At 50.6% G+C, this 17,508-nt stretch carries 16 protein-coding genes and 1 pseudogene; 3 read left to right on the forward strand and 14 right to left on the reverse strand.

Annotation, left to right across the window (positions count from 1 at the left end):
- The first annotated feature begins 26 nt into the window (after window positions 1-26).
- Window positions 27-674, forward strand: a complete 648-nt coding sequence (locus AABM55_RS21900) for a response regulator (RefSeq protein ID WP_127929393.1) — start codon at window positions 27-29, stop codon at window positions 672-674.
- A 95-nt stretch (window positions 675-769) separates the two neighbouring features.
- On the opposite strand, the gene AABM55_RS21905 is transcribed toward AABM55_RS21900, so the two are convergent.
- The 9 genes from AABM55_RS21905 to AABM55_RS21945 all read right to left on the reverse strand — a co-directional run bounded on the left by AABM55_RS21905 (window position 770) and on the right by AABM55_RS21945 (window position 10,151).
- Window positions 770-970, reverse strand: a complete 201-nt coding sequence (locus tag AABM55_RS21905) for a hypothetical protein (RefSeq protein ID WP_347927751.1) — start codon at window positions 968-970, stop codon at window positions 770-772.
- A 3-nt stretch (window positions 971-973) separates the two neighbouring features.
- Entirely contained in the window at window positions 974-2,236 is a 1,263-nt protein-coding gene (locus AABM55_RS21910; RefSeq protein WP_154946632.1) for a cbb3-type cytochrome c oxidase subunit II, read from the reverse strand.
- A 3-nt stretch (window positions 2,237-2,239) separates the two neighbouring features.
- The gene (locus AABM55_RS21915) at window positions 2,240-3,688 is read right to left on the reverse strand and encodes a cbb3-type cytochrome c oxidase subunit I (RefSeq protein ID WP_154946633.1); all 1,449 of its coding nucleotides are present in this window, start codon (window positions 3,686-3,688) and stop codon (window positions 2,240-2,242) included.
- Window positions 3,685-4,176 (reverse strand): cytochrome c, encoded by a 492-nt coding sequence (locus AABM55_RS21920; RefSeq protein ID WP_154946634.1) that lies wholly within the window; start codon window positions 4,174-4,176, stop codon window positions 3,685-3,687. The genes AABM55_RS21915 and AABM55_RS21920 overlap by 4 nt, the downstream gene beginning before the upstream one ends.
- Window positions 4,173-4,514, reverse strand: a complete 342-nt coding sequence (locus tag AABM55_RS21925) for a hypothetical protein (RefSeq protein WP_154946635.1) — start codon at window positions 4,512-4,514, stop codon at window positions 4,173-4,175. The genes AABM55_RS21920 and AABM55_RS21925 overlap by 4 nt, the downstream gene beginning before the upstream one ends.
- Window position 4,515: 1 nt before the next feature.
- Complete coding sequence (locus AABM55_RS21930; RefSeq protein WP_154946636.1) at window positions 4,516-5,742, reverse strand: molybdopterin-dependent oxidoreductase; 1,227 nt, start codon at window positions 5,740-5,742, stop codon at window positions 4,516-4,518.
- Between the two features lie 661 nt (window positions 5,743-6,403).
- Entirely contained in the window at window positions 6,404-7,258 is an 855-nt protein-coding gene (locus AABM55_RS21935) for a hypothetical protein (RefSeq protein WP_347927752.1), read from the reverse strand.
- Window positions 7,259-8,166: 908 nt separating this feature from the next.
- Window positions 8,167-9,567, reverse strand: a complete 1,401-nt coding sequence (locus tag AABM55_RS21940) for a DEAD/DEAH box helicase (RefSeq protein ID WP_127929399.1) — start codon at window positions 9,565-9,567, stop codon at window positions 8,167-8,169.
- Complete coding sequence (locus AABM55_RS21945) at window positions 9,564-10,151, reverse strand: hypothetical protein (protein WP_127929400.1); 588 nt, start codon at window positions 10,149-10,151, stop codon at window positions 9,564-9,566. Before AABM55_RS21945 ends, AABM55_RS21940 begins: the two co-directional genes overlap by 4 nt.
- Before the next feature lie 101 nt (window positions 10,152-10,252).
- Between AABM55_RS21945 and AABM55_RS21950 the strand changes: the two genes are divergently transcribed.
- The gene (locus AABM55_RS21950) at window positions 10,253-10,459 is read left to right on the forward strand and encodes a helix-turn-helix domain-containing protein (RefSeq protein ID WP_127929401.1); all 207 of its coding nucleotides are present in this window, start codon (window positions 10,253-10,255) and stop codon (window positions 10,457-10,459) included.
- 71 nt (window positions 10,460-10,530) lie between these two features.
- Here AABM55_RS21950 and AABM55_RS21955 read toward each other — a convergent pair whose 3' ends face one another.
- The 5 genes and pseudogenes from AABM55_RS21955 to AABM55_RS21975 form a co-directional block, all read right to left on the reverse strand.
- Window positions 10,531-10,950 (reverse strand): hypothetical protein, encoded by a 420-nt coding sequence (locus AABM55_RS21955; RefSeq protein WP_347927753.1) that lies wholly within the window; start codon window positions 10,948-10,950, stop codon window positions 10,531-10,533.
- Between the two features lies 1 nt (window position 10,951).
- Window positions 10,952-13,246: a hypothetical protein gene (locus AABM55_RS21960; protein WP_347927754.1), complete on the reverse strand. Its 2,295-nt coding sequence runs from the start codon at window positions 13,244-13,246 to the stop codon at window positions 10,952-10,954.
- Window positions 13,236-14,888 (reverse strand): hypothetical protein, encoded by a 1,653-nt coding sequence (locus AABM55_RS21965; RefSeq protein ID WP_347927755.1) that lies wholly within the window; start codon window positions 14,886-14,888, stop codon window positions 13,236-13,238. The genes AABM55_RS21960 and AABM55_RS21965 overlap by 11 nt, the downstream gene beginning before the upstream one ends.
- The gene (locus AABM55_RS21970) at window positions 14,885-15,973 is read right to left on the reverse strand and encodes a site-specific integrase (RefSeq protein ID WP_347927756.1); all 1,089 of its coding nucleotides are present in this window, start codon (window positions 15,971-15,973) and stop codon (window positions 14,885-14,887) included. The genes AABM55_RS21965 and AABM55_RS21970 overlap by 4 nt, the downstream gene beginning before the upstream one ends.
- Before the next feature lie 313 nt (window positions 15,974-16,286).
- Window positions 16,287-16,415: pseudogene (locus AABM55_RS21975) on the reverse strand (tRNA 2-thiocytidine(32) synthetase TtcA); the annotation flags it as partial.
- Between the two features lie 436 nt (window positions 16,416-16,851).
- Between AABM55_RS21975 and AABM55_RS21980 the strand changes: the two are divergent.
- On the forward strand, window positions 16,852-17,454 hold the full coding sequence (locus tag AABM55_RS21980; protein WP_054593582.1) for a Yip1 family protein: 603 nt from the start codon (window positions 16,852-16,854) through the stop codon (window positions 17,452-17,454).
- The last annotated feature ends 54 nt before the right edge of the window (window positions 17,455-17,508 follow it).

Consider the following 17,508-nt stretch of genomic DNA (forward strand, 5'->3'; position numbering starts at 1 on the left):
CAACAATAAGTCAGGGAAAGCCGAACATGGCAAAACTCAACGTCGTGATCGCCGATGATCACCCCATCGTGTTATTGGGTGTACGTGAGCTGATAGAGCGCGATGACCGCTATCGCGTCGTGGGTGAGGCTGTGTGCTCGAACGAACTGATCGAGCTGCTCAAGCGTGAATCCGTCGATCTTGTGATCACCGACTTCAACATGCCCGCTGATTCACCTTACGGAGATGGCCTGAAGCTGGTGGAATACCTGCTCAGGCATTTTGCCGATGTGAAAGTCCTGGTACTGACCATGATCTCCAGCCCGTTGATCCTGACGCGACTACATGAATTGGGCGTCGTCGGGGTCATTCAGAAAAGCCAGCTGCATGAGGAGATTCAATTGGCATTGATGGCCGTGGCGCAAGGTCGCTCGTTCAACAGCGCCAAGCCGGCGCCGACGTGCGTAAAGGAGCCCAATGTAGCGCTGGATGAAAGGATCTCTCGGCTGTCGCCCAAGGAGTTCGAAATCTTGCGCATGTTTGTCGCCGGGCAGAGCGTAACCACGATTGCCCGCAACCTTTCCCGTAGTGCAAAAACCATCAGCACGCAAAAGATTGCGGCCATGCGCAAGCTGGAGGTTTCCAGTGATCAGGATCTGCTAACGTATTGCCTGGAAAGTAACGTGTTTAACTAAGGCTGATCTGTCAGCCGAATTCTATCGAAAAAAAAAGCGTTCACCTGGATAAGCGTGAACGCCGACATCGGACTATCAGATCGCAATCAATCTATTCAAACAGTCGCTTTCTTCGCAGCGCTTTCGCAACCGAGTAAGGCGACGTCACGCCGTTGCGCCCGTTCGTACGTCTGCTCTCGCTTGAGCATCTGGTATTTGGACCCCTCCGACCAATTCCTCATTGCCTTGCTGGACAGCCAGGCGATTGTGCAGGCAAAGACGATCAACGTCATGGTGATGACCATAAAAGCGAACATGGGTTATTCCTGAGCAGAAGGTTGATAAAGAGAACGCAAGTAACGCACCAGACTGTGGCGTTGTTGATCGGTCAAGACTTCCTCCCACGGTGGCATGGCGGTGCCGGGGATGCCGTTGCGCAGGACCATTTCCAGATAGTCAGGGTTGCCTTGCTTGAGCTGAAAGTTAGCCGGGCGCGGAGCCAGGCTGCGAGCTGCCGGGCCATCGCCCTGCCCAGTTGCGCCGTGACAGCTGCTGCAGTTTTTCTCGAAGAGTGCGGTGGTCTGCACAGTGCTTTCGCCGGTAGCGGTCTCTGGCAAAGCTTGCAAGGTGTGCAGGCTCTGAACGTACACCGTCAACGCGGCGAGCGTTGAGTTGTCGAGATCGCGCCACGCCGGCATGGAACTGCCATAGCGACCATTCCACAGTGCATCTGCTATGCGCCCCGAGGTGAAGCTGGCGGCGCGCAAATCTGCCGGTCGCGGAAGAAGCGATGCGGCTCCTGGTCCGTCACCGGCCCCCGTCGCACCGTGACACGCCGTACAATTTTGCTCAAAGGCAGTTTTCCCGGCGGCCAGAGCGACTGAGTAATCTTCCGGATTGTCTGGCAGAGAGAATTGCGGCACCGCTGCGTCTAGCCGTGCTTGTGCCGAGATCGCCTGGCGCCGCGCCGCGAGCGTGGATGTGTCCATGCTGTCGGCATGTCCCGCGGCCATTGGCGAAGGCGCTGGCGCTGTTTCATCGTCGTAACCGGAGACAATCCGTGGCCGCCCCAACGCTTGTAGATAAGCCACCAGACTCACCGCATCGGCTGTGGGTTTTGCAGCATCGCCGTCAAACAACCATGGATACCCCGGCATCACCGAGTCGCCTACGACGAAGCGCGGGTTGAACAAGTGGGTAAGCTGCCAATCGTTACTGCGCACACCCGACTCGCGCGCCAGATCCGGGCCGATGCGCCGCGTACCCCACAGCTGCGGATAATCAAAACGGGTTTCCCAGGCCTGCGTTGGCGCGCCCCAACGGGCAACGTCTTCAGCAACAAAACGGACCTGTTGAGTATGGCAATAACCGCAACCCTCACGGCCATATATAGTTCTACCCCGCTCTTCCTGTGCCGTGTAATCGGCCATGTCAGCGGGTGCGCGCGCGTCAATTTCCTTTTGCAGTTCCTGACCGGGCAAGATCCCCAGTAAGTAGAACGACAACGCAAAAAAACCAATGCCGGCAACAAAAATGATCAGGTAAACGCTGTTGAAAACACGGTGTCTATTAGCCGTTTTCATGGATCAGGCTCCTGCCATTGCACTGTGGAAGCGAGGGGCTGCGACGTTGCACGAAGCCGATCGCGGCCCCGTGGTCAGCCCGAAGAAAAACAATACAAAACCTGCCAGCAGCGGTACTGCCGATATGTCTCGCAGCCACCAGTAGGCAAGTGATGCGCGAACCGAATCCATCCACGGCGCGGGGCTCGCCCAAAGGTGCGCCTGTACCAGCCCTCCGGCCGTCAACGTGACGAACATCAGCAACAGGCCAACGGTAATCAGCCAGAAGGCCCAGTTCATGGCGGCGTCGTTGTAGCGCGCATGCGGTATCCGCTGCCACGCATGGGCAATGCCGCCGGCAGCGATGAAGGTAGCGAAACCGAGCATCGCAAGATGCGAGTGGCCGATGACCCAATCCGAGAAATGCGTCAAGCGATTGACTGGCATCAAAGCCTGGAATGCGCCTTGCAGGCTGACCAGCAGGTAGAAAATGATGCCGGTCCAGACGAACCGCAACGGCACGTCACTGGCGACTTTCGCCGCCTGCCCACGCAGCGACATCAACAGATTGAATACCACAAGGATTACGTCCATCCCCAGGTACACCGAGGCAATGATCGCCGCCTTCTGCGCATCCATCGGCACTGCCGAATAGACGTAATGGTGGGTGCCATTCAAGGGATAGAAGAAAAACAGAAACCAGAATCCGATCATCGACAGAAAATGGCTGTAGATCGGCCGCTGGGTGGTCGCCGGGATAATGTAATAGGCAATCGCCAACACGAATGGCGTGACAAACAGCCCGACCGCATCGTGAATCCACAGTCCGCTGAAGGCCGCTCCCTGCGCCCCCGGTATAAAAGCCGGGACGAAGTTGCCGACTGGATAGGCCAGCAAACTGAAGACTGCGCCGCCCACCAGGTACCAAACGGAAATATACACCCCCCCGGACTGACGCTTGAGCACAAAAGGTCCGGCGAACTGCACGCAGATCAGCAGCAAGCCGAGCACCGCGAGCAGATCGATGAGCATCGGGAACTCTGCCCATTCCAGCGACTGCACCGCGAGCCACTGGTTATCCAGGCCCAGCGAAATCAACGCCCATCCCGGCAAGAGCACACCGAAGTTCCAGAGCAGGAAAATTCCCCAGCCGAGCTTGCGGCTGTACACCGGACGATCAGCCAGACGAGGCACCATGTGGTAGCAGAACGCGAAAAACGCATTACCCAACCAGCCGAAGAAGATGCCTTGGGTGTGATCGAATCGCAGTCTGCCCCACGATAATGCCGCGTGGTTACCCAGCAACTCCGGCAGGGTCAGTTTGAGCGCGACCAGCAGGCCGGCTATGGCGGACAGAAATAGCGTGATGACCGCCGCGTAACTGTGCGCCTTGATCAGGTCGTAGTCGGTGCGCGGTAGATATTCCAGCTGTCGTTGAGCAATTCCGGTCGATGCCGAATCAAGGCTTCTCATTTAATTTCTTCTCGTGCATGACTCAATATCCAGGCGGCCACGCCCAGTTGTGCATCGGGTGTCAGAGCAATGGCTGAAGGTCCCGGGGTGTATCCGTCCCATCCCGGACGCGGGTGGCTAATGGCGGTATTCATCAGCGCCAAGGCATCGGCACCCATGGGATCTGCGCCAACATGTTGCTGGTAGCGCGCCACAATCGCTTGCCAGGACGGCCCTTCCAGACGTTGCTGCGCGTCATGACAACCGGCACAACGCTGGCGAACCACCACTTTGCCGGTTTGGATCAGGGCAGACGCTCGGCCCTGGTCGAACGTCGTCCCTTGGGGCACGCCGGGCAAGTTGTCGCCACGCGGGCTAATGGTCGAACTCGCGGGCATGCGCACCACGCTCCAGGCAATAACGGTACCCAGACTCAACACGCCGACCAGCATGACCAGCGCCGCGCGTGAGATGCTCGAATGTCTGGCGTTTGTTTCAACATCACTCATGGCGCGGGCTTACCTTGCAGGAACATCAGGTAATCGAGGATCGGCTCAACCGCCGCATCGGGAATCGGCGCGCCGTACTCGTCGCGCATCTTCGCCACTTCGGCCGCCCAGGTTTTGCGGGGGTAGGTAGGCTGAATGACGACGTAGCGTGGCGAATGACAAATCACGCATTGCTGAAGAAATTCTGCACGTCCCGGCCCGTCCAGCAGGTACGGCTCGTTGTGCGGCACGGTGATGCTGTGTACCGCCTGGCCGAAATTCACATCCGGCGACTCTTGCGCGTGGAGCGTCGGACTGAGTGCGCATGCCAATAGGCACGGCAGATAATCGCGGGCCATGTCAGACCACCATTCCGCTGGTGCTCTCGATCATGCGACGCGCAAAGCCGCCACGATTCCACTGCGTGACCGGTTGCCCCTCGCCTGCGCGATTGGTCGCGCGAACCAGAAAGGTGTAACGACCCTTCTCGCGTGGCGTCCAAAGGTAACGCCAGCGCCGCCAGGAAAAGCGCCCGATCTCAGGATCCAGTAGTGCGTCGACCCAAGTGCGGCCGTTGTCCAACGACACCTCGACGCGGGCTATGCCGTCGCCGCCGTCATTGGCCAATCCTTCGAGCATCATCGGATGATTGAGCAACAACTGCTCTTCTGGCTCGGGACGCACGAAAATCGAATGGGTAGCAAAGCGATTGATCGGAACGGTTTTCTTCGCCAGATTGCCCGGCTCTTCGTTGATTTCCGGGTTATCGGGAATGCGGTAGGCCACATCCATCCAGATATTGCTCAAAGGCTTTTCGAGCACCTCGATGTGTGCCAGCGATTTGATCCAGTACGTCGCGTACCAGCCCGGCACCACTAGGCGTAGCGGGAAGCCGTTGAGCATAGGTAACGGCTCACCATTCATGGCGTAAGCGATCATCACGTCACCGTCGACGGAATGATCGAACTTCAACGATTTGACTACTTTGGGCAGCCCTGGCATGGGCGACTCGTCCAGCCCGGAAAACGCCACTTCCACTGCCCCGGATTTGACCCCGGCACGCGCCAGCACATCTTTGAGCCGTACGCCTGTCCATTGCGCATTACCCATCGCGCCGAATTGCCATTGGCTGCCAGGCGGTTGCGGACTGAACAAACTACGTGCGTTACCGGAGCATTGATTCATCGCCACCAACGTGACCGGATCGAAACCCTTGACCAGTTCTTCGAGAGTGAACGATTGCGGTTTGTCGACAAGGCCGTCGAGACGTAAACGGAAGGTTCGCGTATCTACTTCAGTCGGGTAACCAGACAAGTGCCAGCGCACAAAATGTGCCGAATTTGGCGTCAGATCCTGACGAAAGAAATGCAGCGGGGTTTCCAGTTGCGGCGGTCGATCGGTGATCAGAATCATCCCGGTCTTTTCCGGGTAGCGCACCTGTTCCCTCGATGCAGTCTGGCCTGCAATGGCCGAGTCCGGCGAGCCCGAAAGCGCCTGCCTGGGCAGAAGGCCAACCAAACCGGCTCCGGTTGCAAGTCCGAGCAAGCGCCTGCGGTTGATTTTCAAAAAAGTGTCGTCTGTATTCATGTTTACTCACTGTGGCCGGCAGAGTGCCCACAGGGGGGTTCGCATTTAAAATAAAATAGCGCTTACCATTAAAACGGAACCTTCCCTCCACTAAATAGTTTAAGTTGACACTCCGGCCAGCCACCATCAGACGATTCTGAAATAACTTCACACATGAGAAACAACATCAAACGCAACTTTTATCTTGTTTCGCGCTCACCCCGCTACGCCGATCAATAAGATTCGTCCATCCCCATCCCCGTCCCTCTTTACATTTTAACTCGTGCATCACGACACAACTTACTTCGATCATGGATACATAAATAAATGCTTTCGAAGCATTGTTGACACTTTCGACGGCGACTCGTTAGCAGCACATCGCTAATATCTAAGGGTACTCATTATTTCCTCGACCACCGGCTTCGTGTATTTCTCACTGGGGGTCATTCTCCGGTGGGTCGTTACTGCGGAACCATTCACCTTGATCGAATGCCTGGTAAAGCGAGAAAGCGGGCTGAGGCATGTCGTTAGTCATGCCTACTTCAACCACGGCTCTGCAGTGCAACGCCGAACCTTTCGCAAATAGGGACAAGATTATTCAGCGTTAACCTCTGCTTCCGCTTTCACCGACAGCTCATTGAGTTCGATCTTCAGTAACACCATGATCATGAGCTTCATCCGGTTACCGATAAATTTGCGTGACGTGCTCATCGTTGAGTTCTGCTCGCACGTCGCCCCAGCTTTTGCCGCTGTCCAATCCAAGGACGTTTTTCACCTTACCGACGAACATTAGGTTCCGCTCTCGAATGCTTGCAACAGACCAGGCAGGCCGATGCGCTTCAGTAATATCCTTACAACACGCTGTAAACGAATACCCGCTACCGCAACCGCATTCGGCTTCACCATCAATGAAATCCGAGGGCGGCGATTTCTTCAGATACTCATTACTGCCTGAAGTACGCCCGTACGGGTCCTGGTAGAGGGTCGAGCCATCCTCGTAACCAACGAACATTTCCCCGCCGAAATGCCAAAGCTCGTCAGCTGGCGGGAGAAGCACTTCCCCAATCTGGCCCCAATCACCGGCGTATTCTCGTTCCGGGTAGAGCCAATCCTCTACAGGCGCCGCCACATGTTTGCAGGCGCGAGATTTTAGAAGGTAATTGATTGCCAGCACTTGGTCTCGGGACAGTGCCCTGGAACGGATCCATGCATCCGTTCGAGCCAAGCTTTTTCCGAAGTTGCGGGCATTCTGTCTCTCGGCTAACAGGTCGACACCCTCTGTCTGCTTCGCGTAATCGAGGTGGCTAAGGATTAGGCAATGCTCGGCATCTAGAGGGAAAATCGTTTGCGTCCCGTTCCATTGCACGGACGGTTCATTTGGGTAGCGACACGTCGGCACCTCTGGAGGGCAGGCCGCATTGTAGAGGGTGACAGAATTGTCAGTAATGATGAATTTAACGTCCGACTTTTTCGCGGAGACGATCTCACGACCCCCTTCACTCCAGATGGTCAAGTTCAGTGTCAATAGGTGCTGCATTTCTCTCATTAGCCCGGACTGATCAAGCTACGAGTAGTGCGCGTTGATCCAATCTAGACCTTTTGGTGTGCGTAACTTCTGTGCGCCGAGGTACTTGAAAAAAGGCGTAAACGCTTCATGAACTTCCTCTGGCTGACCACCGGCCGGTTGACGAATCGCAACAGCCCCAAAATTGTCGATTTCTCCAAAAATCAAGCGCTCTATTTCATCATTGGGCTGTCAGCCAGGCTAGGTAGTGTAGAGATCAGTTTTTTTGAAGCTGCTCTTGGGGACACGTTTGGAGAGCGATTTTCCTTCCGATAGATGGTGGGTGACAGGTCAAGATAGAAAAACTGGGCACCAGCCGCAGGAAGGAAACGCTTCTGGTACCAGATTGGTACGTAGTGGTTTTCGTGGGTCTGTAGGTCCATTGATAGAGGTTTCCAGAGGCTAGGGTTGATACATGACCAGCTTCACATCGTCAGGTGGGCGCTAAACATCACGGCGCCTTACGGGCAGCCTCCTTTAAAATGAATGATAACTATCGACGATAGCTAGCCCCCATACTCCCATCCACGGTTGAACACTCACGCATGTATTTTCCCTGTGCTTCGCAGCCATCGGACTCTGAGTTATCTCCGACGATCGATATCCCATTCAGAAATCGACTCGCGCGAGCTGAACGCCTTTCAAGCAATTGACGTGCTTCTTGATTGATTTTGATGGCCATCAACGCTTTGATGAATTGCACTTTCTTACGTCTGTTTTTCTGTTTTCGCACAAAGAGGTTTCTCGCATTGGCACCAACGCAGTGCTGCCACTACCAAAATTAACTTTGGGGAACCGGCATTTTGTGTCCGCTGGGTCGGTGAACTGTGAAGCCGAAGCTGAACCTTTCCAACCACAGTCATGCTAATGAGTTCATGCTCTCAATACACGCTCAGAAGCTGAGTTCGGTAGTGCTGTGAAAAGTTGAGTTCATACAATGCAGGCTCAGATGAGCCGAGAATCGAAATTGCGTGATCGCTCCCCATTCGGGAAAAGGCTCCGCCCATTGAACCTCCTAAAATGGAGATCTCAATGCCGCTAGGATCTTCTGGATGGTCGTTAATCTGGTCGTCGCACTCAAACTGCGAAGCTCGTACGACACTCAATACGGCATGATCATCGGGCAAATCATCGGCCAAACGCTCCGAGTACTGCTGGAGCGCTGGTTCCGCGAGAACATATAGCCAAGCTTTTCCATCCGCATCACTTGAGCGCCTAAGAATTCTGCCCAAGACCTGGCGATAGTGCAGTTCGGTACGTATACGACTTAGATGACAGCAAACCTGCAGCCTCGGTATGTCCGTCCCCTCGCTGATCATGCCAACCGCAATAATCCAAGTGCAGCCACCATGTCGATAATCATTGATGACCTGCTGCGCGTTTGGCGTCTTATTGGTCACGACCTGACAAACCTCCCCCTGAGCACGCATAAGGTCAGCTATGCGGTGAGCGTGCTCAATGTTTGTCGCAACCACCAGCCCCCCGGCTTCCGGATGTCGTTCACGGATTTCGCGAAGCTTTGTGCACCCTAAAAACAGAATCTGCCGCAGGATATCGTCATGAAAAAGCAGATCTTCATAAGACACGGGTGACTCAGAAAGTAGCCTGGCAATACTCGGATACGTCGTGACGGTGCCTTCTGTGGATAGCGTTTCAGTTAATCTCACCATGTTGTTATCCAATACGACGATACGCGGTGACCGACATACGCCGTCAGCGATTGCCTCCTGCAGGCCATATCGGTAATCACAGATCAGCACCCCGTCTGGTTGAGAATATCGAGCAAGCGCTATTGCCTTCTGGTCAGACCTCCAGGGTGTCCCCGAGAGCGCAAGAGTGAAGGTGGCGCGATCTTGAATCCTTTGCACAATCTGCTGACCCCATGCATTGCTTAACAGCAAGTCATGGCCGGCGCAGTGATGGATTTCATCGAAAACTGCGAACACCCTATAGTCGTCGAACAGCTTCCAGAACGCTGCGTCTCGATATTCCATCCCTTGATACGTGCAAACAGCTCCGACGGCACCTATCAATCCATCCAGGCGCTTCCCTAGAGCGGCGGAGAATGTTCTCTGAAATCCATCCATTGTTTGCCGTGACGGAGCAAAGCAGAGAATCAGATCTATCTTATCTTGCTGAAGCAATTGCCTGGCCAACTCCGCTGCCATTTTCGTCTTGCCAGCACCGGGAGTTGCTTGGCAAAAAAAATGAGGTTGCTGGGTGAAGTGCTGCATAGCCAACGTAATGCAGTCGTGCTGCCATACCCTGAGAGTGGAGTTCATGTGGCAGAAATCGCCTTAAGCGTATTCTCGATTGCACGAACGTGACCAAGTAGCTTTGAACTCCTGTCACGGACTTCTATATATACCCCTTCAAGACGCCCCTTCAGATGTGGGATCTCCTCAAACAACTGCTTGTAGCGCTCGGTCTCGCCCAAGGATGAGAGCAGATCAAGCCGGGTCTCCTTCAGCATCACTTGAAGGCGGGCTTGGTCGTCTTGCTCTTCCCTTGGGTTAGACGAAGGGCATGGTCTTTCTCTTCCCTCATCTGCGAGAACATCCAGCGAATCGACGCTCTTGGAGAAGTTCCCATCTACCAGTACGAGCTGCAGCCGTTGCGGCATATCCAACAAACGAAACACTTGCCCCCGCTTCTGGCGCTGCTCTGCCGTCTCCGCCCAGCCAACGCGAACTAGCCTGCGGATTTGTTCATAAACATAGACGCGCACATCCGCGAGCCGAAAGCTTGAGGGAGGAAGGAGAGCTGCATACGCGTCTCTCAACTGGCGGGTCGTGAATTCCTCAGAAAAATGCTCGCAAAGCAGAGAATGGAGCTGCCTGTCGAATTCGAATAAATCTTGTTTCATGCAGGCGCCTCAATGATCTTTAACAAAAATACGGATTATAGTCCGTGGCCGATTCGTCCGCAAACGCTCGATAGTCTTTCCTCATGTGTGTCGAGGCGGCTATGGGGAATCTGGCGAAAGAATTGGGGAAAAAGATCAGGCAAGCGAGAAAAGCAAAAGGTCTATCGCAAGACGTCTTCGCTCTGATTTGCCAAGTTGACCGAAGCTACATGGGCCGAATTGAGCGGGGCGAAGTCAATATTACGGTCGAAAAGTTATACCAAATTGCCGAAAGCCTGGAATGTGGCCCAGCAGACCTATTACCGTAGAAAATATTTAAAAGATCATATTAGACAACACAACACTTAACCGCTGCATAAAATTGAATCACCCTGGTTGTCTAGGACTTCTTAAACACTTGTATTTCCTCAGGCCTCTTCTTAACTAAAGCATAGAGATCTAGATTTGGAATATCATTCGCGTTCAAAAGCATTCTTTCAATCATTCGTAATTGCTCCGCATTATTTTTTTTCAGCACCTCAACCTCAGCCTTTAAGTGCTCTATCTGTTTATCCAACTTCACATCAGAAGCCGTAATTTTTGTATAGAGCGAAGGTGATACACCTCGAAGTTGCGCTTTTTTGTTTTTGTACGATGTACTTATACCCACATAAGTGCATAGAGTTTGTCTTGTAGTTTTTATTGCGAGTTCAAGCTCAACCTTTGTCACTAGCGCATCCCAAGTAAGCTTACCTTTCCACTTGATCAGCATAATCTCTATCTTACGTTGCGCCTGGGCAGATATTTTTGGTTCCACCACGTCATACCTCCTTATCAGACAGTCCGAAAGACGAAAAAAGAGAGCGTAGCTGAGGATTGGTATCTGCCGTAGCGTTCATACCTTCATCTTCAATCAAACTTTTCAGGCGTGCCTCAAAATTTGGGAGGGCACACGCAACCCTTTTTATGGCCATCGTATCTAAATCGATCAATTTGAATTCAGAGTCTTTGTTCGAGTAACGAATTGTCGTACCTGCGGAACAACTTCTCATCAAATCAATCAACATTGAAAGGACATGAACATTTCGAGAATGTATAACATACCATTTTTTCATTGCTTGAGATGAGGATAGACGAAGATCCTCTGCCACGGACTCTAGCCTCACAACTTGAAACGATAGATCTTTCTCAAACAACTCTATAGCATTTACATCGCCGGCAATGTGACAAGTCTCTGGACATAGAAAGCACTGGGAGACGAAATCATTCAAATAATTGCATGGAGTCACATTTAGATTTTGAGTACAAAGCCCCGTGGAAGTAAGCGACGCCGGTAGGTTTGTAGCTTTAGTAAGCTGCTCTTGAGAGACCACCCTAATATAACGATTGTCGATATCGGGCGGATTCATTATCGCACTCACCCGGCCTGCCTTCTCGTCGTCGCCCGTATGGATATAAGTATGAGTTTGCTCAGAATTTTTTCTACCAGACCAAGCAGTTATTATTTCTACCGGGATACGACTTAAATCCGCAAGGGTATTGGATAAGTGTCGCAAACTATGCGGGGACAGCGTTAAATCTGAGGAAAATCCGTAACTTTGAAAAATTGACCTTATGTTTCGATTAAGGCCAATTCGAGATGACACCGAGCTCCCTAGAGATGCGAGAGGTACTACTGAATACTTCGACTTTTGAAATATTTTCCCACCGGTGCCTCCTTTCGATGATTTCCCATAAAGCCAGCTTCCCAAGCAGCAAAACATTGCATTTTTTATATTGATACTTGACTCGCCGCTAGAAAATGAAAGTGGAAACTCTGGAAGAATATTTTCCTTGTAAAAAGAAATCCACCAATTTTGAACCTCTCCTACTGTGACAGTGATTTTATCGATAAATACCCTAGGCATATTAGAGTATCCGAATAATAGCGGTAGCGCGGACAAAGAGGCAGAATCAGTATATGATACAGATAACCGATCATCAGGTCGCAAAGACCAAATTTGTTTCATTTCAAAGCACTGACTTCTTTTAGTCCGGTTAATGGAAGTCAGATCAACACCTTCTTTCAGCACCGGAACGCATTGATTAATTCCATAAAATCCTAACGCATAACCCAACGTGAAAAGATTGGGTTGCTGGGTCAAAGACAAATTGTGCTTTAGTTCTGGCGCAACTTCGAACTCTCCGAGCAGTCGGCTCAAGCTTTGGTTAGGCTTTTCGTAATACCTACATAACACTCTTGCCGGTTCACATGCCTTAAAAAAGTAATTCGTAGCTTTCGTGATTGGTTCAGCTAGCGCCGAAAGCACATGATTTTTATTGTTCCTATATCCTTTGCTTCCAATCCAATCGAGATAGTAGACTGGTACCCCATCTCCTTCGGAGTGGCAGTTAAGCTTTTGTTTAGGAAGGAGCGGTATTTCCGCAGAAGTGCGATTAGGTGACGCCAGAGATAAGGTGGTAAACGTAACAACCAAGGCATCATGCATTTTAATGCTCTCACCAGGGAGAAGCGATCCACATTCACCCACATGTTCAAACACACATGAGAATATATTGCCCAGAGCGAGAACTGTCGTGATATCCGGTAATTTCTCCAACGCGTGATCTAAAGAAGCATGCCCAGTTCTATCTCTATTATCACTTCCCTTTAAGTCAATTTTTCGCATTACTCCCTTCCTAGTGCAAAAATCAAAAAACGGGCGTAGACGGTCGGCAGATCTTATTCCTAAATTAAGTTCTCGAATTGTAGACTCTGATTGGGTATAGAGATCCCCCACCATAAATGACAATAGCTTTCTAGCTGCGGACGTTTGAGCTTTTTTTTCGCTGGCAGATAAATGCGTATTTGCCACTTCGATTATCCACACTTTTATCAGATGACTATAGGGGTAAGGAAGCGCATCTGTGGGTAGGTTACCGGCGTTACCCTTTCCCTTACGCCCATGTACTCCGCAAAGATACCTAGTTCGGCGTCCGGTATTAGGGTCAATGTGGTACCAAATCAGATCATCAAATATTGCATTACCACCAGGCCCTTCAAATTGTTTTAGTTCGGTGTCACGATATGAATCGATTAACGACTCTAATCGATCAAAGTACTTGTTAATCTTCAATTGCGCTCTGCCTTGGAAGGTTTTCATCGCAAACGGCTATTGTCAGTTTAACCCAAGCAATTTGTCGCTCCAATTTTTCAATGCTTCGGGCGTGAAGAGGATTGATTAAGGAACTGAGATTTACCGCAAGCTTATTCTCCGCGAGCTCTAACACCGACCTGTGATCAGCCTCAAGTATTGGGCGAAAATTTGGGCACCCATAGCACCCCAATGGTCTCCCCATTATTGTTGAGCAAGTAGTACATGAACGCTTGTTTCTAGGGTTGCCAATAGGATTGAATTGATTGTCAAATATAGTTTCGTCATCTGCCGAACCTACCGTTACATTACTGCTGAATGCCTTCTTCAGAAACTCATTGCCGATATATTTGGAGTCAATTTCCCGCCTGGATTTGTAGTCCAAGTCTATATAGTGCCTTGCAGCTGGCACAGTAACACCGGTTATTTTTGCCAACTGAGCAGCGGACAAACCATCTTGAGCGCCACGAGTTAATACGGTATGACGAATCCTATTGGAAGTGACCATGCAATCTGCAGTTCGATCAGAGGTTACCGATACCCATCTCATTGCGTTCGTCACAGCCCCCTCCGAAACGTGGTAGGCCGTAGAACGTGATGTGAAAAGACTTTTCAAAAAATCGATAGACTTAAAACGTATTTCAAAAAGGCTAGTATGAGGAAACATAGGCATATCAGTCATTAAATTCAATAGCTCGGACTTGTCCACTTTGACTTCCAATGACTGCATTAACATCACGAGCCCTTCCAACATTACTCTCTTATATTCTATAAGCATTTTTGAAAGATCATCAGAAACATAGATAGGATAGCGCTCGGGACACTCCCTCGAGAAGCTCATTCCTGTAGACTTTGCAATGAATACTCTTAACTGCAATGCTTGTCCGCCCATAGCACCAATTTCATCCGCAGCACGAATCCCTGCATCATTAAAACTTGCACCTAAGGGAATCAAGTCGGACCATTTCAAAAGAGCAATTTGAATCGGCCTCCGTACAATCGAAAGCAATAATTTGTTAGTCACTAAATTTCTAAGGCGACCATAGAGCCTTGATGACTGATAAAAGAGAAGTTCTCGATCATCGTCCCATTTAAACTCTTGAAGGCCAAGATTAATTTCCTTAGCCAACGAATCAAACTCACTATCACTTAACGCCCCACTGGAAGAATCGAGTGCATTTACACGCAGTTTATCCAAGTGCGTGGAAGTAAACGAATGAAATCCCTTAAACCTCTTATAGCCTTGTTTGGAGAGTGTTCCAAAAAATTGATTAAGCCCTTTCTTTTGGTTTGTTTTAAGCCCACTCCAAAGTGCCTTTATTCTGTCTAACGAAGGAATTCCACCTGACATAAATGGCTTCACATTAGTATTTATGCCGGACGCTGTGCTGGCAGCCTTGGTTCGGACGTAATATACAAAAACATCCAAAATCAAATTTTTTTCATCATCTGGCATACCCGATGAGTGTACCCATCCTACGTAAAGGTTATGTCCTTTTCCATTATTTGGGAGTATTACCCATACGTCATCTGCTGTATTTACCACCAGGCCAGATTTAGCCGTAACCAAACAAGCTTTTTGTTTGCTAGCTTTTGCTCCTTCCTGTTTTTTGTATCGAATCATTTTTTTTGATCTACTTTATGCTGGTGTGCTAGTGATAACTCCCTCGCTTTCAATGCAAGTCGCTTGTCATTATAAACATTATTCATGGTTGTATTTTGCGACCAACCCATAGCATATTTTCTAATATCCTCAAGAAGAACTGGATTGATGCCACGCCGCTCTCCCTTTTCATCGAATATTTCATTCCACTTGTGACGCAACATATGAGGATGCACACGAACCCCCAATGCTGTAGAAATTTTCTGAAAGATTGAATTGATTGATTTCAGAGAAAGCGGTTGACCCGCGGTACCTTTTGAATCATTTTCGCTGATAAGCAAAAAGTCATGATATTTAGCGCGAGGAAATATTGTACGAATGTGATTAATATAAAACTCAACTTCATGCATTACATTTTTTTTAACCGTAGCCAAGTGCGCTTTTGTTTTTTGATTGGGTTTTTCAGCGCGTGGATCTGTTGAATCGTTTCCAGACCTATAGATAGATATCTGATCGTAAGTACCATAGAAATTGAAATCTGAAATTTTTAACTTTCCCAACGCGCCTCTTCTGATGCCGCTTTGTACTAGCAAATTGACGATCAGATAATTTCTGACCCTTGATGCTTTGAATGGATTATTAGGAGAAGAAGGCATTATCAATTCGAGCAACTTCAGGAAAATCTCATCCGGAAGGACCGACTCCTCAGCACCACTTACTTGTTGGCTTCCATTTCTTCGAAGCCCTTCTTCATCCAGTTTAATTTTAGTAATCAGCTTAGCAAATTGTTCGCTTATTACTTCGTCAACCTCATGCACTTCGTGAAACTGTTCAAATAGCCAGTCAAGAAAACACCTAAGACGCCTGACGCGACCTTGCAAAGTCTCGCTAGATACCTTTGCCATACCTTTCTGATTGGCGACTATGATATTTCTCAGGTGCTTATCATTTACTCTAAAGTGCTTCACATTTGAAGCTGCATCAAATGCGCCTTTGTGCAAACAACAACTATCATAAAACTGCATATACTCTTTCAGCGAAATAAACTTTCCCGATGCAACCCGTGCTGGCAAGTCGATATTCTTTTCTGAAAAGTACTGCAGCACGAACAACAGTTCATTTGCGTATCTAAATCTCGTATTAGCCGACTTAGAAGACAACGGACCATTGAGATAACACGAAACATATGGATCGATAGGGCAATCCGCGTCATCCACTAGGGTCACGAATGGCAACGAGTTGAATTGGTATCGCCTGAGCTTCATGATTGACAAAATAGTTAGTCCAATAACTAGTTCAGAAAAGACTAGTCTGGAAACGAGCTTTGTCAAACGAAAAGGATATATGAGTGTTACACAGCGGGGCTTAAAGAGACGGCTTCCAGCTTTCTTTGCTTTACAAAATATTTGTCGCTTATATTTTGCCGCCGGACAGGCAGACCATGACCTTGTCGCCGTCTTCGATCATGTTGTAATCGGCGACGGCTTCACCGGCCTGTCGACGTAGACGTTTCTGCAGTTTGTTCTGGTTGACCGAAAGAGTGCCCATGGCGCTTGAAATCCGCGAGGTGTGACGAAAGGCCGACATTTTACGCAAAAACCCTTCGGGGGCGAAGAGCCTGGAGTCCGCGCTTTGTCTGACTTGAGCATACCCCTGTGGCGAGGGAGCTTGCTCCCGTTCGACTGCGCAGCAGTCGTAAAACCTGCTGCTACGGTTGCGCTGAAAAAAACGAAGTGTCTGTATTGGGGCCGCTTCGCGCCCCAGCGGGAGCAAGCTCCCTCGCCACAGGGGCGATACCCAGATCGAGCAGCAATTAACCCCGGCTTTTACAGCGCGATTTGCTCTAAAGCCCCCCACCTGTGACAGCCAGTACTTTCTATACTGCGTCATAAGGTCGCGCGCATTTCAGACCTCTACTTACTTGGCCGCTGGCCCGTAGGCGCTCCGCTGGGGGGCGATAGCAATCACGAAGGAGTGACTGACTATGATCCATCACGTCGTGGGGCTTTTCACCCACCCTGATCAAGAATGGAAAGAAATCCGTGGCGACCAAGAGGAAAGTATCAGCCACATGTACCTCACCCACACGCTGATTCTGGCGGCAATACCGGCTATTTCGGCGTTTATCGGTACCACCAAGGTCGGCTGGGTCATCGGTAGCCGCGCGCCGGTCATGCTGACCCAGGAAAGCGCGCTCTGGATGACCATCATGTCGTACCTGGCGATGCTCGGCGGGGTTGCGGTGATGGGTGCGTTCATTCACTGGATGGCTCGCACCTATGACGCCAGCCCGAGCCTGGCGCGCTGTGTCGCGTTTGCCACCTACACCGCCACGCCACTGTTCATCGGCGGTCTGGCGGCGCTGTATCCGCACATGTGGCTGGGCATGGTCGTTGGCACTGCAGCCATCTGCTACACCGTGTACCTGCTGTACGTGGGGCTACCGACCTTCATGAACATTCCGTCGGACGAAGGTTTTCTGTTCTCAAGTTCAGTGCTTGCCGTAGGGTTGGTGGTGCTGGTGGCGATCATGGCATTCACCGTGATTGTCTGGGGCCTGGGCGTTGGCCCGGTCTATACCAACTAGAATCGGCAACTTAAACGGGCAAATGAAGCGGGCGAAGGACGCTGCCTATAAAAC

The sequence above is a fragment of the Pseudomonas helvetica genome (assembly GCF_039908645.1).
Lineage (GTDB): Bacteria > Pseudomonadota > Gammaproteobacteria > Pseudomonadales > Pseudomonadaceae > Aquipseudomonas > Aquipseudomonas helvetica.

What these genes read in the sequence shown, in the direction of transcription:
- AABM55_RS21980 (WP_054593582.1), top strand. Translation starts at nt 16,852, where the DNA reads ATGATCCATCACGTCGTGGGGCTTTTCACCCACCCTGATCAAGAATGG.
- AABM55_RS21920 (WP_154946634.1), bottom strand. Translation starts at nt 4,176, where the DNA reads ATGAGTGATGTTGAAACAAACGCCAGACATTCGAGCATCTCACGCGCG.
- AABM55_RS21905 (WP_347927751.1), bottom strand. Translation starts at nt 970, where the DNA reads ATGTTCGCTTTTATGGTCATCACCATGACGTTGATCGTCTTTGCCTGC.
- AABM55_RS21900 (WP_127929393.1), top strand. Translation starts at nt 27, where the DNA reads ATGGCAAAACTCAACGTCGTGATCGCCGATGATCACCCCATCGTGTTA.
- AABM55_RS21945 (WP_127929400.1), bottom strand. Translation starts at nt 10,151, where the DNA reads ATGAAACAAGATTTATTCGAATTCGACAGGCAGCTCCATTCTCTGCTT.
- AABM55_RS21940 (WP_127929399.1), bottom strand. Translation starts at nt 9,567, where the DNA reads ATGAACTCCACTCTCAGGGTATGGCAGCACGACTGCATTACGTTGGCT.
- AABM55_RS21935 (WP_347927752.1), bottom strand. Translation starts at nt 7,258, where the DNA reads ATGCAGCACCTATTGACACTGAACTTGACCATCTGGAGTGAAGGGGGT.
- AABM55_RS21925 (WP_154946635.1), bottom strand. Translation starts at nt 4,514, where the DNA reads ATGGCCCGCGATTATCTGCCGTGCCTATTGGCATGCGCACTCAGTCCG.
- AABM55_RS21930 (WP_154946636.1), bottom strand. Translation starts at nt 5,742, where the DNA reads ATGAATACAGACGACACTTTTTTGAAAATCAACCGCAGGCGCTTGCTC.
- AABM55_RS21950 (WP_127929401.1), top strand. Translation starts at nt 10,253, where the DNA reads ATGGGGAATCTGGCGAAAGAATTGGGGAAAAAGATCAGGCAAGCGAGA.
- AABM55_RS21915 (WP_154946633.1), bottom strand. Translation starts at nt 3,688, where the DNA reads ATGAGAAGCCTTGATTCGGCATCGACCGGAATTGCTCAACGACAGCTG.
- AABM55_RS21910 (WP_154946632.1), bottom strand. Translation starts at nt 2,236, where the DNA reads ATGAAAACGGCTAATAGACACCGTGTTTTCAACAGCGTTTACCTGATC.
- AABM55_RS21965 (WP_347927755.1), bottom strand. Translation starts at nt 14,888, where the DNA reads ATGATTCGATACAAAAAACAGGAAGGAGCAAAAGCTAGCAAACAAAAA.